This window comes from Candidatus Margulisiibacteriota bacterium, assembly GCA_028706105.1.
GTDB lineage: Bacteria > Margulisbacteria > Riflemargulisbacteria > GWF2-35-9 > DYQY01 > DYQY01.
In genome coordinates, this window is the sequence record JAQWCF010000046.1 from 1 (window position 1) to 15112 (window position 15112).

Annotated in this window: 12 protein-coding genes; 4 read left to right on the plus strand and 8 right to left on the minus strand. The window is 31.7% G+C overall.

The features are described 5' to 3' along the window. Positions 1-1041 (minus strand): DEAD/DEAH box helicase family protein (locus PHF25_05850; protein ID MDD4527545.1); only part of this gene is annotated, 1041 nt, incomplete at its 3' end. Between the two features lie 402 nt (positions 1042-1443). On the opposite strand from PHF25_05850, the gene PHF25_05855 reads away from it, so the two are divergent. Then, positions 1444-1968 carry a hypothetical protein gene (locus tag PHF25_05855; protein MDD4527546.1) on the plus strand — a complete coding sequence of 175 codons (525 nt, stop codon included), beginning with the start codon at positions 1444-1446 and terminating at the stop codon, positions 1966-1968. A gap of 121 nt (positions 1969-2089) precedes the next feature. On the opposite strand, the gene PHF25_05860 is transcribed toward PHF25_05855, so the two are convergent. From PHF25_05860 to sbcD, 7 genes are all read right to left on the minus strand, one after another. Continuing rightward, positions 2090-4705 (minus strand): P-loop NTPase fold protein, encoded by a 2616-nt coding sequence (locus PHF25_05860; GenBank protein MDD4527547.1) that lies wholly within the window; start codon positions 4703-4705, stop codon positions 2090-2092. 188 nt (positions 4706-4893) lie between these two features. Continuing rightward, complete coding sequence (locus PHF25_05865; GenBank protein ID MDD4527548.1) at positions 4894-5115, minus strand: KTSC domain-containing protein; 222 nt, start codon at positions 5113-5115, stop codon at positions 4894-4896. 45 nt (positions 5116-5160) lie between these two features. Beyond that, complete coding sequence (locus PHF25_05870) at positions 5161-7098, minus strand: AAA family ATPase (protein ID MDD4527549.1); 1938 nt, start codon at positions 7096-7098, stop codon at positions 5161-5163. A gap of 146 nt (positions 7099-7244) precedes the next feature. Next, on the minus strand, positions 7245-8378 hold the full coding sequence (locus tag PHF25_05875; protein MDD4527550.1) for a DUF4062 domain-containing protein: 1134 nt from the start codon (positions 8376-8378) through the stop codon (positions 7245-7247). 9 nt (positions 8379-8387) lie between these two features. Continuing rightward, positions 8388-8543, minus strand: a complete 156-nt coding sequence (locus PHF25_05880) for a hypothetical protein (GenBank protein MDD4527551.1) — start codon at positions 8541-8543, stop codon at positions 8388-8390. A 41-nt stretch (positions 8544-8584) separates the two neighbouring features. After that, complete coding sequence (locus tag PHF25_05885) at positions 8585-11683, minus strand: SMC family ATPase (GenBank protein MDD4527552.1); 3099 nt, start codon at positions 11681-11683, stop codon at positions 8585-8587. Next, positions 11680-12903 carry an exonuclease subunit SbcD gene (gene sbcD / locus PHF25_05890; protein MDD4527553.1) on the minus strand — a complete coding sequence of 408 codons (1224 nt, stop codon included), beginning with the start codon at positions 12901-12903 and terminating at the stop codon, positions 11680-11682. Before sbcD ends, PHF25_05885 begins: the two co-directional genes overlap by 4 nt. Before the next feature lie 269 nt (positions 12904-13172). Between sbcD and PHF25_05895 the strand changes: the two genes are divergently transcribed. The 3 genes from PHF25_05895 to PHF25_05905 form a co-directional block, all read left to right on the plus strand. Then, positions 13173-13742 carry a DNA-processing protein DprA gene (locus PHF25_05895; protein MDD4527554.1) on the plus strand — a complete coding sequence of 190 codons (570 nt, stop codon included), beginning with the start codon at positions 13173-13175 and terminating at the stop codon, positions 13740-13742. A 38-nt stretch (positions 13743-13780) separates the two neighbouring features. Beyond that, on the plus strand, positions 13781-14179 hold the full coding sequence (locus PHF25_05900) for a hypothetical protein (protein ID MDD4527555.1): 399 nt from the start codon (positions 13781-13783) through the stop codon (positions 14177-14179). Positions 14180-14181: 2 nt separating this feature from the next. After that, a partial coding sequence (locus PHF25_05905; GenBank protein ID MDD4527556.1) for a recombinase family protein occupies positions 14182-15112 on the plus strand: 931 nt, incomplete at its 3' end.

The window sequence follows — 15112 nt, forward strand, 5'->3', positions numbered from 1 at the left end:
CGTCGTGCGATGAGCTTCGTCACAGATTATTAAATCAAATATGCCTTTTGTTTCATCAGTCTTTTGCAACATTTTTTGAGAACGAGATATAACTTCAATACTTTGATAAGTAGAAAAGACTACGGTCATTCCTTTTTTCCCATTACTCTCAACATGGTCAAACTGTTTAACAATATTATGAATGTTTGTACTAGCTGGCAGAGCCAAATCAATTATACTTAGGCTATCAATATCCTCATTTTTATCCTTTTTGCGTGAAACTTCAGGGTCAGAGCAAATGCAGATTGCATTTATTGGTTCAACTGCATCGGCACTCCACTCACGAAGAGTTTGCCCCATTAAGGCTATTGATGGGACAAGAAAAAGGATTAGCCCTTTACCGTCAGTTTCATTTTCAGCAATACGCAAAGCATTAAATGTTTTCCCTGTACCACATGCCATTATCAACTTACCTCTATCATTGTTTTTGAAATATTCATGTGTTGCTTGTAATGCAGTAAGCTGATGTGGTCTAATTGTTTTCTTTTCAGTTCGGGAAAGTTCTCCAAAGATACCTTTGTCTAGTTTTCCCCAATCTACAGGTGCTTCTTGTAATTCATATAAATTTAATCTAATTACAGGCGGATTTTGTGCCTTAATTGCTTCTACAGCATTTGCTCCCCATTTATTAGTGGTTGAAATCCATAATCTACATGAAAATCGAATAATATTTCCAGCTTCGTCTCTAAATTCACGACTTGTTGTTGATAGAAATGAATCGACACCTTTTTTGTCTATAGTCGTGTCTTCTTTATAACATTTACACTGTACTGCCCAGTATTCATCATCGTTGGTTAAAGTAACAATATCTATACCTGTATCATGTCCTCCCAGTTCATCTTTATATGGGAACTCACTCCATAACCAAACCTTTTTAAACAGATAAGCATATTTAGGGTCTGTTAATAGATACCCTTGCATTAATCGTTCAAAACGATTTCCTTTGTTAGCTTCTGAATATGCAAGATTGCGATGTTTTTCTAGTATTTTATTAAAGCTCATTCAATCATTGCATCCCTTGCGTAAATTTAATCGATAATTTTATTATATATGAAAGACAGCAGTTAATGAAGGCATATTGGCGTAGGGGTATATTGTTGTTTTGTGAATTCCCAAAAGTTGAAATTTATGTTCCCCGCGGAGAGGTAATTATTAGTGTTCGTCTGTGCTTATAAAAAAGCATAAATCCCTACGGGGGGCTAGTTTGCCTTAACACACTCAGAAAATCTTAATCTTTCCTGATTAGCTATGGTAGCCATAATTGCGAGTAATACCAATCCTATTAAAAACTCAATTAACTATTGCTTTCGATAAAAATGTAATTGGTGAAAAACCTGATTATATTTCCCTTAAATTTTCATGTTTTAGTGATTTATTCTGTCGTGGTTAGTATATAATATAAAAATGGTAACTGAAAATATCATTATTGAGCATACATCATCTTTTTTAAACAATAATACTTTGTTAGGCGTTGTAGCAGGTAGCTTATTGTCATTTTTAGGTTTAAATTGGGTTGAAATTATAAAAACACGCAATAAAAAGAATATATTAAAAAATTCATTATTAAGCGAAGTGTACTCTATAAAATTGTTTTTAATAGAGACTTTTGGTGAATATATAGACAAAAAATATAATTTCTTTCCCAAAATGATAATCACACAAAACTATTTTTCAATATATGAAAGTTCGTGTTCTGGTTTAGGCTTACTAAATAAGTCTGACGTTATGAAAGATATAATATTATTCTACAATCAGGTAAAACAATTTATTGAAATGCTACATGTAAATAACTGCTTGGTGGAATCCCATGTAATACAATGTGGGATACCCATTGGCAAACAGAAGGTATATGAATATAAAGAAGAGTTAGTAAAAAGATATAATAACTTATTAGAACAATCTGAAATAATAATATATAAGTTATCATAACTTATAGTACTGTAGATTACTTTATGATGGTAGTTGGCAAGTTGATGTTAAAAGGTTTGCTAATTAATTTAACAAAATAAAGTTATATCTAAGACCATGTGTCAGCATTTTTGATAATAGATTATATTTTTTCTGCGTGTCGAACGTGAATTTCTTCAATTTGTTTTATGAAAGTTTCTATTTTATTTTTTTCTGGTAAATCTGTTAATAAAGTAAGGTTATTAACCCGTTCTTTCGCAAAATCAAGATAATAATCTATATCGAAAATCTCCATGAAAGCCTTTAAGTTGTTTTGTTCAAAAAATCCTTTTTTGACCTTCATATTTAATAAGGCAAAATCAGTGAAAAGTGTTTTCTTTTCTTCTAAACATTTCTTAATATACATATCAAATTTTTCATTTTTACAATACTCCTGATTTTTATTTTTATGATAAAAGTTAGTTGCTACTTTGTTAAAAATGTTAGTATACTCATCATTCACTGCTATATCATCTAGTAAGTTTCTTTTTTCATAATCTTTATAAAACCTATCTGTTATTTCTTTTTCAAGTTCCTGTTTATTTACATCCTTGATTAGAGCTGCGTAAAAATCTTTATCGTTAAATAGTATTCCGTGCAGATAAAAACAAAATAAAATAGATTTGCTTTCTTTTATAACTGTCTTTATGTAGTCATTTTTATCAGAAACCTTTTCACTATTTAACAAATGCAATGTAGCAATTACAGAGTAGTTAGATTCATTTCTATTTGGGCTTACAAAGGTACTATTAGTTTTTGAGTTATAAGAAGCATTTAAACTGATAATACTATCAATAAATGCTTTTGTTTGGGGTTCATTTAAATATTTGTAATAAATAAAAGTTTTATCAAAAAAAGAAACTAATTTATCTTCAGCTTTATATTTAGAGATGCATTTTTTGACTTTTTCACATGTTTGACTGTAATCATCATCACTAATAAAAATTGGGTTAAGTTCATTATGAGGTATATACGTTTTCTGCGGTTTATACATAAAATAATTAAAAAAACATTCTGGATAATTAATGGCTCTTTTCTCATAATAGTCCTTGCCATTTCCACTCAGAGAATTATCACCAAACAATTTATATCCTATTTGAGTTGGGAAAAGCTCAACTAAAATATTAGTTGCTAAATCTTTCCCTACTGAATCAATTTTATTTGTTTTTTCTTCCGTAATAAAAATGTTATTAAAATGCTTTTCTATTCTATTTTTTTCATCCTTACCTTTTAACTGTATATATTGGTAAATATGTTTAAATTTGTCATCCCATGAATAAGTAAGGTATATCCATTTATTAGTCCAAATATCGTTGTAGAGAAAGGGATGATTAAGTTGAAGGATGCATAGTAATAAATAATCTTTTAAATTAACTTCAGTGTATATTTGTTTATAGTTACTAAGAAATAAATTTAAAATTCTTTTTATTTGTCTTACATTTTTTAAGTATGGCGTAAATGTTGTTTTGTAGAAGTTTGTATTACTAAAATCATTAAATTCATTTAGGGAATTTTCCATATTTTGATTTTTAAAATAATCTGTTAAACGGGATTCAAAGTAATCCTCTAAGCATTCTGAATCAACTTTAGGAATTTGGATCGGAAACTGAATAATTTTTTCAACAAATGAGGGAGAGGTTTTTTCTGAAATATGCTTTATTAACTCAGTTTTATCATAGGACAAAATGAATCGCGTGTTTATAAAATTCCCTATATTCCTTACAAGTTGAAATACGCTTAAAATCTCATTTGCTGTAAGTCTGTCTAGGTCGTCTATCACGATTATAATTTTTTTATCACCAATTTCATGTCTGATAGCATTTTCAACTTCTTCTTTTAATTCTTGATTGTTTTTTTCAACATCAGGAAAGCTAAAATTAATTCCCCAGCTGTTTATAGAAATGCCTTGTACAGACTTAAAGTATTTTTTTAGGATTTTAGGAACTATGGTATTGTCTGATAATTCAGAAAATTTCCTATTAATTTCAGTATAAAATGTTTTAATCAAAGAGATGTTTTTATCAAATGACCAAGGACTGAATTTTAGCAACACATAGTTATTTTTTAATAGCAGTGTCTTTTCTAGTAAATTTAATATTGATGTTTTGCCGTCGCCCCATTTTCCTTCAACCCCAATAACATATGAATCAGCATTAGCAGACTCGATAATAGGCATTAGTTGTTCATTTATAAATTGCCTCCTATCAAGCAGGTCTTGTTCATAATCAAAAATAGAGGAATCAGAATAAAGGTATTCTTCTTTATTTACATGTGGTTCACCCGTCTTTTTGTATTTTTTAAAACAATATAAGGTTATAAATAACAAACACAATGCTGTAGCAAGAAGCACTGTTGGAATTAGTAGCCAGTAAATGCTGTTAATTATTAAATCAAGAAATACCAATAAATAAATTACATATGTAGCAATAAGGAAAAAATACAAGAAATCTTCTTGTTTGTTATTTAGATTGAGTATGAATTTTTTTATTGTTGGCATAAAGAGACTTCTAAATAAGCACAGTAATAGACCAGAAAGTATTAATGTCTGTAAGATAGTAATATTGATTATGGAGGGTATTAAATCAATAAGATTAAACACTCGAATTGAGTATAATATAAAACCTATTAATAATACGTAATTTAACTTAACTCTATTCATGCCAGTTATCTTTTGAATAGTCAGTTTATGGTATTTTTCAAATATTTTGTTAAAGGTCATTTATTTATTATATGTTAAATGCATACTTATTAGAAGAAAACGCTCCCGCTTTAGTCAATTGTCTGCAAAACTTGTTTACTTTTATAATCAAACTGAATGTAAAAATATTCATATTAAATTTATTAAAAATAAATTTAATATATTTTTCGTCTGAAATATTTGCACTTCTAGGTGTTACTATTACTAATTTATCTAACTTTCTTATACTTGTATACTCCCTTAATATTGCTATTCAAATAACCACCAACAGAAGAAGCATTTTTTAAATTATAGAATTCTGGCTGGGGTACGCCCGAATAGTCATATAATGATCCATCTAAAAATTCTACCCTTAAAGTATTCGTGCTTTCCTCATAACCAATTTTTGCAACATTTGAAGATGAAACTGGAATCATATTTATATTATTCATTTTTTTCTCCTTTTATTTAAATTTATTACTATTATTTCCTTCCTTTTAATTTTCAGCAAACTTACAAATCCTATTTATTAACTCAATTAATTTGTCTGATTTTTTTTCTTTCTCCCATGCCAAACACAATGCGGTAGCTATTATTAATGGGTTTTTTCTTAAGTTACCTGCATCACCATACTTTTTCTCTGCTTCATTTAAAAAACTATTAAAAACTGTCTCACTAAAGTCATCAATTACAGTTTTTGTTATATTAGTTTTCCACATTGTTAAATTAGTAGTAATAACATCTGCCAAGGGCCATTCTTCAATTGTTTTTAGATTCATTAGTATTTGAATCGATTTGTTATCTTTTTTGTGTTTACCTACCTGACTTTTCCTATTATCCTCATCTTTGATTTGATCTTTATCTGTATCCGCATCACATATAACATAAAAAGGTATATTTAATAGTTTTGCTAACGCAATTGGTTTTATTAAGTTACTCTTGCTGTTTACATTTACAATATGACAGCCTGCTGATCTAAATTTATTTAAATTTTCTGTTAGAAGTAAATACGTTGTTATATAGGCCATGTCTTCTAATCCTTCTACAAGTATTATCTTTTTACAAAAGAATATTTCATTTATAGTTGGGTTTAAAACTGAATATAGCTTGGCAACCATTCCAGATTCAGAATATAGTTTCTCACCTGCAAGATTTAATTCATTAGCTAATTCTTTATATGTTAATTTATAAACATTTGAACAACTAGGATTACCAGAGTCTCTAACTAATCTAACTGTTTCAAACTTATCTCCAGGAATAAATTGGGGGCTGTGTGAACAAAGGAAAAGTTGGGCACCTTGCTGTGATAAATCATAAAGAACATCTGAAAGATATTTTGCTTGTGGCGGATGTTGATAAATTTCTGGTTCTTCTATCCCTAGTAAAAGCGTTGGACCAGTTTCTGTTTCTGAAATCGCCAATTCTTGCAAAAGTGCAAGCATATATGATCTTTGAAGACCTAACCCAAATCGTGCTAACTCACCTTCAAATCCCCTTTCCCCAATTTTTATATAAGCCCATGGTTCCAATATTTTTACAGATTTAGCTGGATCTTGTTTCCACAATACTTTTATACTAGTTTCTGGATGTGCCCATGATTTCAATCTATTCATAAGTGAATCTGATAACTGTTCTAACAATGGTTGCTCGGCATCAATCATTGTTTTATATTCTAGCTGACTTCTCTCTGTTATTTGATCAATTTTCTCTTTAAAGTTAACTTTACTCCTTACAGTCCTAAGTAATAATTGCCCTAATGCAGAAGACTTTGTTTCTTCGCACTCCTGAATAATATCTTTAGAGGCTGATACGAAAATCCATTGCAAATAAGGATGTAATTTACTAATTCCACTAAACCCATAAAATTGATCAGGACTTTCAATTAACAGACATTCTTTAGGATGATCCTGTTCATAATTTTGTAATGCTTCTACCATATCACCTTTTGTTTTTACATTTGGCAATTCGATATATTGGCTACAAAAACTTTGATATATTGCCTGTAGTGCACCTACTTTTGAACCAGCTTTATCAGCCTCAAAATACTTCGAAAAATCCTTAATAGCAAGCCTATTGCCATATTGATTTATTGTTGCTATTCCGCTTTCTTTATCAAATATTGCTTTTGCAGTTATAGTCAATTCGTTTAGTCGATAATAAGCCGAAAGCGTCTCTTGTGCCGCTTTAGAAAGGTCTATAAATGTAATTGTGATTTTTATTGGATCGGTTATGTTTTTATGATGAAAATCTTCTTCAGTGAGACTAATTAAATTAGTTTTGGTGTCCTTGCTTTCACGAAAAAAAACATTTAATGCATTCAGAACAGTAGATTTTCCTGCTCCATTTGAACCAACAAAACAATTATAATTATCAAATTCAATTGTTTCATCTTTAAAAGATCTGAAATTCTCAATTCTCATAGTTTTTATTTTCATTTTCCACTCCTTTTAATCATACTTCCTTGTTCCTCATCATTAATGATATCCAAATAAACATCGATTTCTTGTTGCATTTCTTCCGCGTGTGAGATTACTCCCACAATACGATTTTCTTTATGTAGTTGTTTTATATAAATCCTCCATTAATCCATTTTTCTACGAATTATTGATATGGCATTGTCAATATGATTTTGGTATTCTGATAATGCTTGTCTAGCAATCATTTTTTCTTTATCAAAAACAAGGAAATCATTAGAGCCTGACATGTTCATTGTTACACTAGAACCAGTAATCGGTTCATTAACAAATATTCTATGTCCAACATTTTTTAGGGATATATTGTAGTAAAACTTATTAAACTTATTATACTGATCAAATTTGTTATAAAAGGCTGTTAGAAATAAAAAGATTGAACTAAGTCTTTTTTCAACATCCTGTTTAACTATTGTTGCTGTATCCCCTAAATGATAACCACCATTACTTCTGTTTTCTAATCCAGTAACATTAACATCTAAACTAAGAGCTCCTTTATTTGATATTTCAATTCTTACGAAATCTATTAAACGATTGGATGTATCATTCCCTTCTTGCGTTATAATCAACTTATTTAGTTCTACATTTGTACAGCAAGAGTGTTTATAGCTTAAAATATTTATATCTGTATTATGGGTTATTGCCATAATTTCATTATCAAATTCTTTGGATTCTAATATTGATTGGTTAAATATTTCCACATCTCTATCTGGCATCACCACGAACCTTAACCCTGCGTTGTAGTTAAAGTCGCAACTACTGTCCATTAGTCCTTCTATGATATTCATCGTAGCCTCCTCATTATTAAAAGTATCTATTACTGGATCTAATGCTGATTTTAATAATGTCTTGTATTCACTTATATTGTTATACATTTTTCTGAAATGACCGCTGACATAATTTGAAACAATTTCCACTAGCCCTTGAGCATCATTATCCCTATCTATATTTTCAATCAAAACAATAATTGGGATACCTTTTACTTTTGCTTTATTGTATTCTTCTTGAATAACTAATAATCCAGAAGGGCATGTCCACCCACCCCTATCACTAATTATAATAGTAAAGATTTCACAAGTATCCACTAAGTCCAAGCATGCATTTCGTGATGAAATAGGTGAACTCGGGAAGTCTTCTATTAATATAGGATATCCACCAGATTCTGTTATAACTTCTCTAGCAGCATTTCTATATTCTTCAAACTCTTCCATAACGGAACTTACAAATACTCTTGGCTTCACCATTCTAATCACCTACATTCTTGGTCTCAACGGGTGACCACATACGGGACATGAACCTGGTCGATTGGAGACGTTAGGTGGTGCTGGTTCCCCAGGAGCATACTCATTCACTTTCTTTTCAAAACCACATCTAGGATTTGTACATACTAAATAAATTGATCTTGGCATCTTATTCTCCTTTCCTTGCTCTTTCGTTTTTTTTAACTATATTACTCCCAACTCCTCTCAACAAGACTCCCTTGTTCCTCATCATTTTTAATATCCAGATATACATCAATCTCTTGCTGCATTTCTTCCACGTGTGAAATTACTCCCACAATACGATTTTCTTTATGTAGTTGTTTTAGCGTATCGAACACAGTATGCAGTGATTCTTTATCTAATGTACCAAAGCCTTCGTCTAAGAAAAAGAAATTTTGTTTGGCTCCTGCAAGTTGATTAACTTGGTCAGCTAATGCTAGAGCGAGGGAAAGAGCGGCCTGAAAAGTCTGCCCACCAGAAAGAGTTTTGATACTTCGCACTCTTCCTTCATGTAGATAATCCCTTACCTGAAAAGTATTGTTATCAGTGATCTCTATTTTTAACTGCTGTCTGGTGAGTTTATAAAAGCGGTCATTTGCGGCGTTACATAGATTTTGTAGATATTTCGTTGATATATAATTAACAAAGCCACTTGCAGTGAAGAGTCTCTTGAGTACTCCAATATTCTCTTTTCTTTTTATTAATTCGTCCATCTTGGTTATTAGCTTTTTCTTGGTCTCTAATTCTTTCATTAGTTTAGCGATAACTTCTTTTATTGCACCTTGTGCCTGATTTTTGGTTGTAATATCTTTATTTAGTCCTACAAGTTCTTCTATTAGTTGATTATGATTAGCTTCGTCATATTTCTGGTCATTTATTTTATCTTGTTCATTTTTTAATTTGGCTTTGGTCTGTATCAGGGTTTCGTTGTATTCCTTTATTCTTTTTTGCTCTTCGTCTATGTCTATATCTTTAGCAAGTATTTTTTCTACATCTTCTAGGTTTTCTATTTTTGTTTTGATTAGGCGATTATTGATTTCTTCTATATTTTTTATCAGTTCAGCCGTAATGCTTACTTTGGCAGTTTCTTCGGTTTTAAGTTGACCGCCCAGTTCACTAATAACTTTGTTTAGTTCATTTATCTCCTTATTAAGTCTTTCGTGTTCCTTTACAAGATAACTGTATTTAGTCTGACATTCAATTTTCTCAGTTTCACATTGGGATTTGTTTTTATCAATATATTCTTCATATTTAAGTACTTTAAGTTGCTTTATAGTTGTTTCGTGTTTTGCGGTCTGGGCTGTTTTATCTTTTTGTGTTTCTTCAAATGATGCTTTTCGCGTATCTCTTTGTTTTGTTTCTGTTTCTAACTTTGTATTTAGGGTTTCTATTTCTTTTTCATAAATATCTGCTTTTTCTTTAAACTGATTGGCTTTAGATATATCGCCTTTTATTTGTTCCTCATTGTCTGCTCTGTATTGTTTCCATATAAATTTTATGTTGTGTTTTTCTATGTCTTCCTTTGTTAGTTTAATCTTATCATCTGCTTTTTGTTTTTGGATGTATACGTTCTTAAAGTTCTCATAAAGAATACTGAGGTCATTTTTAATATTATAAAGAACGTCTATTTCCTTAATTATAGTTTCTTTATTTAGGACAACTTTAGTTATTTCTACTTTAACATCTTCAACTTTTAAAATATGTGGATGATCCGCAGACCCACACAAGGGGCATGGCTTGCCATCCGTTAATTGATTTACATAGTCACCCATCTTTTCATTAATGCTTAGTTCTCTTATTTTGTTTTCTAAATCTGTTTTTTCTTTTTCTTTTTTATCAATTTCTTTTTGTATTATGGGTGTTATTTCTTTAGTTAATAATAGTTTATCTTTACTAGATAAAAACCCTTCCAAAAGTGAGTTGTTTAATAATGTATCTTTGTCTTTTTGTAATTTATCAATAATTTTTTGTTGTTCGTCTGTATTTTTCTGCTCTTGCTTAAGGGTTGTTGCTAAATGATTTTGTTCTGTAAACCATAGCTGGACTTTGTTTAAGCTGTCCCAGTCTGGCATATCTTTTTTAGCTGTTTTATATTCTTCATTTTTGGCTTTAAGATATGTTGTTGTGGCTTTAAGTTCTTCTTCTTTCTTATCCAGAATTTGTTTTTGCTCTTTAATCAGCAACTCTAAACCTTTTAGATGCTTATCAATATCTTTTAACTCTATTATCTGGCTTAAGTCATCTGATTTGGTATTTAGCTCATCTTTTTTGTCATAATCTGTTTTTATTTTAGTGAATGCTATGGTTGTCTCTTCTAGAGTTTTTGCTTTAATAAGCAGGGATTCATTTTTTTGTTTAATGCTTTCTTTGTATGTCTGAAAGTCTGCTTCCAGTTTTTTCTTTTGGCTAATGATGTCTTTAAAGTTCTTTAGACAAGATTCATATATTTTTAATTCCTCTTCTCTTGTTGCAAATTCTTTTTTGTTTTCTTCCAGTTCAGCCAGTTCTTTGCTTAGTTTATTTATACCCTCAAAGATACTTTTTAACTCACTTAGCTTCTTTTCTTTACCAGTAAGTTCTTGCTGTTTTTTATTCATTATCTTTAGGTCAGATTCTAATTGTTTTAATTTTTCATTCTTTTCTGTAATAACGTCAGGATTTGCTTCCTCACTTATTTGTTCAAGCTGTCCTTTGATATTTTCTATTTCATAATTATTTGAGGAATCCAGTTGCGCAGTCTTCGCATATAAGTCGAACTTATCCAACCCAAATAATTCTTTTAGCATATCTGTTCGATCTTTATCTTTAAGTCCTATAAATTCCTGAAATTTTCCTTGCGGAATTATTACTGTGCGCCTGAAATTATCATAACTAAGACCAATAATGTCTTCTGCAGTTTTAGTTTCGAGTGGGGTCCATTCATCATTTTCTTTTTTATAACATTTACGATCAAAAGAACCTACATTCTCATAGTTTTTGCTATTGCGTTTCGTTTTAACAACACATCTATAATCATCAATATGATTTTTGCCTGCTTTAAAATCAAATTCAATAAAGAACTCGTCAGATTTTAGATTCATCATATTATAATTAAGATTATCTTTTTGATTTAACCGCTCTGTTTGACCGTACAAGGCAAATGAGATAGCCTCGAGCACGGTAGATTTACCACTACCCACTGGGCCAAAGATACCGAATAATGAAGCCTCTGTAAGCTGAGTAAAATCTATGGTTTGTCTTTTTTGATAAGAATAGATACCTTGTAATGTTAAGCTTATCGGGATCATTTATCTTGCTCCGTAGCTTTTATTTCCTTAAATAAGTCTAATATTTCTACGCTTGGTTCCTGTTGATTATATTTGTTTTTGAAATAATCTATAAATAAATCATCTATCTTTTTATTAAGATCAATTTCGTTAGTTTTATCAGCTGAGCCTGCCATGTTCTTAACTTCTGGAATTATAGCAACAATCCCCTGATGGGCATTTAATATTTGCTTCCTTTCCTCAGCAGTTAAAAAAGTATCTGTTACCATGGTTAGTTCCACTAATGTTTCTGGATTTGCTGTAAGCCAGTCAATTGCTTTTTCTACATTATCAAACTTTTGTCTGATAAGTCGTTTCCCTTTAGTTAGCTGAATTTGCTTAACTATAGCTTCTTTATCTGGTTCTACATCAATAACCATTACAAACTTATCCTGGTTAGACTCACTCATGCTATAGGCCAAGGGGCTACCAGAATAAATAACAGGTGCTTTTTTATTATTAATCAGCTTTCGGTGTAAATGTCCCAAAGCTGTATATTGTATTTGTTTGGGAATATTTTCTGTGTACACGACTTGTGCTCCGCCTACATGTAAAATAGGTTTTTCATCTTCCGGTTCTTCCGGTTGCTCCTCACCTTTACCAACTAGAAATAGATGAGTTGTCAGGAGATTAACTCCTTTATTGTCACAATAATTGTCTGCTAGTTCTTGCCACTTTTTCTGTAGTATTTGTCTAAGTTCTTCTTCGCTATCCTCTGAACCTAAATAAACTTTTAACCTAGTTTCATTAGCATAAGGGGTGCTGATTATTCTGAGTGGTGATTTAGTATTTGGTAAGCTTAGTTCTAGAAAACCATTATCAGATTTTGTTACCTTTAGTCCTGTTTCTAATTTAAACTGCGTTGTTTTGCTATTTGGATAACCAAGAAAAATAATCCCGCATTCTCTGGCTAAAGGATCGGGAGATTCTATTCTATCTGGGGAATCATGATTGCCTGCTATAGCGATAACTGCTCGATTACCATTATTAGTTAATCGTTTCAGTGTTTTATAAAAAAGATCAATGGCTTCAATTGGGGGATTAAAAGTATCGAATAAATCTCCAGCGATAACTACTACATTAACTTGTTCACAATCTGAGATCTCACAAATTTCATTTAACACTTCTTGTTGCTCTTCAATACGCGAGAATTTTTCGAGTCTTTTGCCTAAATGCCAGTCCGAAGTATGTAGTATTTTCATATTATACTCTTCATGTGTTTCTCCAAACATAATATTGCGCATACCAAGTATCAAAAATTGAGAACTAATAGTTAAACTTGACAATAATCATTGTGATACAACTTATGAGTTCTTTCAACAGGTTCTTCTAATTATTCCATTAGGGTTATTGATTCTAAAGCTATAAACCTCTTGTATCGTTGATAACCAAATTACAAAAAATAATTGTTTGACATGCTGTTTTTTTTCTGGTTTTAGAGTGCCCCATCAAAAGCAAAAGGAGGCACATTATGGAAGTTAGGTTACAAGTCAGAAAACATATCGGGGTTATAGGTTCTAGGTCGTTACCATCCAGCCAGTCTGGCTTGGTTGGTTCAGTTGTGGAAGACCTGCTTAAACGCAAATGCCATATAGCCAGTGGCGGTGCTATTGGTGCAGACGAGTATTGTCTTAGCCAGTTAGTCCATGTTGGCGAGAGTAGCAAAGGCACCCTGTACAGTCCTTGGAGTACCTATGAGGGTTTTCCAGTCAAAGTCCGTGCACTCACTAGGCAGTTCAAGCAGTACGGTGGTTCAGTTATCTGGGGAAGTCTACAAGGGAAGGAAGAATATTCCATAGTTCGCACTGGGCTGTTACAACGTAACATGCGGTTAATCGAGGCTGTATCTGGCATAGTTGCCTTTTTGCATGGCGAGAGCAAGGGAAGTTTGTTCACTATCCGCAAGGCACTTGCTGGTCAGTTGCCTGTGGTTATCTTCTGTTCAGAATGTTCACTTCCAGAATTCCCAAATATCAAATGGAAGCCACTTAGGTGTGGCGGTTGCTGGGAAGGCGCATATAAAGCCGTCTACCTTAAGTAGACGGCTAGTGAAAAGTAAAAAGTGAAAGGTGAAAAGAAATGACTAAAACAGAATTAAAAAGATATTTAATAAAACAGTTCGAATATAGTTATGAGCGCAAGCGTTCATTGGAGAATTGGTTAATCCGGTTTGTTTGTAATGACCGAGGATATGCTCCACAAGGCAAGCTAACAGATATTATTACTCATGGTTGTATTAGTGGTTGTGTTGGCAGTCTTATTTATACTTCTGACTGTATTAAATTCTATACCAAATACGAGGAACAAATCTGGAATCTAATCTGTGAATTTCGAGAAAGCACAGGACAAACATTAGGACAATTTCTGGATTCTTTTAGTCGTAGCATAGAAGACAATGACAATCTCAAGGTTTATCTTGGTTGGTTTGCTATAGAACAGACAGCTTATAAGCTGTTAAACACCTTGAAAAGTAATTAATCATGGAAGATAAATTCAAAGTAGCTTTATACATCCGAGTATCAACAGAGCGTCAGGCTAATGAAGGGGATTCTTTGGAAGAACAAGAAAAGGAGCTAAAGAAGTTTTGTGATTTCCGTAATTATCAGATACTTAACATCTATATTGAACGTGGCAAATCTGGCGGGAATACCAACCGTCCAGAATACCAGAAGTTAATAAAGGATATAGAAAAACAGAAAATCAAAGCAGTCATAGTCAAAAAGCTAGACCGGCTGAGCCGGTCTTTAATGGATTTTGAAAACCTCATGAACCTAATGAATAAAAAAGAAGTTGAGTTTATTAGCATCAAAGAAAACTTCGACACAACAACAGCTATGGGTAAAGCCATGCTCCGTGTAGCTCTGGTTTTTGCCCAATTGGAACGGGAACAAACTTCAGAACGCATATCAGATGTCATGGGTCACAGAGCTAGCCTAGGGTTATTTAATGGTGGTCGCAGAATATATGGCTATTCCATTATTGAAAAGGAATTAGTCCCATACCCTAAAGAAAAACAGATTCTAGAAGTAATCTTTCAGAAATTCCTAGAAACCCATTCCACTTGTGCAGTTGCTAATTTCTTAAATGAAAATAACCTTAAAAATAGAGATAATAAACCATGGGATATGCGACAAATATATAGTTTACTTCAACAAAAAGCATATATAGGTAAAGTCATCTGGAACAACCAAGTTTATAACGGTATCCATCAACCCCTTATTTCTAAAATTACTTTTGAGAAAGTACAGGAAATAATCCAAACAAAAAATTACAGAAAAAGCATCTATCCCAATTCTCTCTTGCTAGCTAAAAAAGTTTATTGTTTATGGTGTGGCTCCCCCCTTACCCCCAGCCACACCATAAACAAACAGAAGAAAAAGTATTTCTATTACAGATGTACAGGTTCTAAAA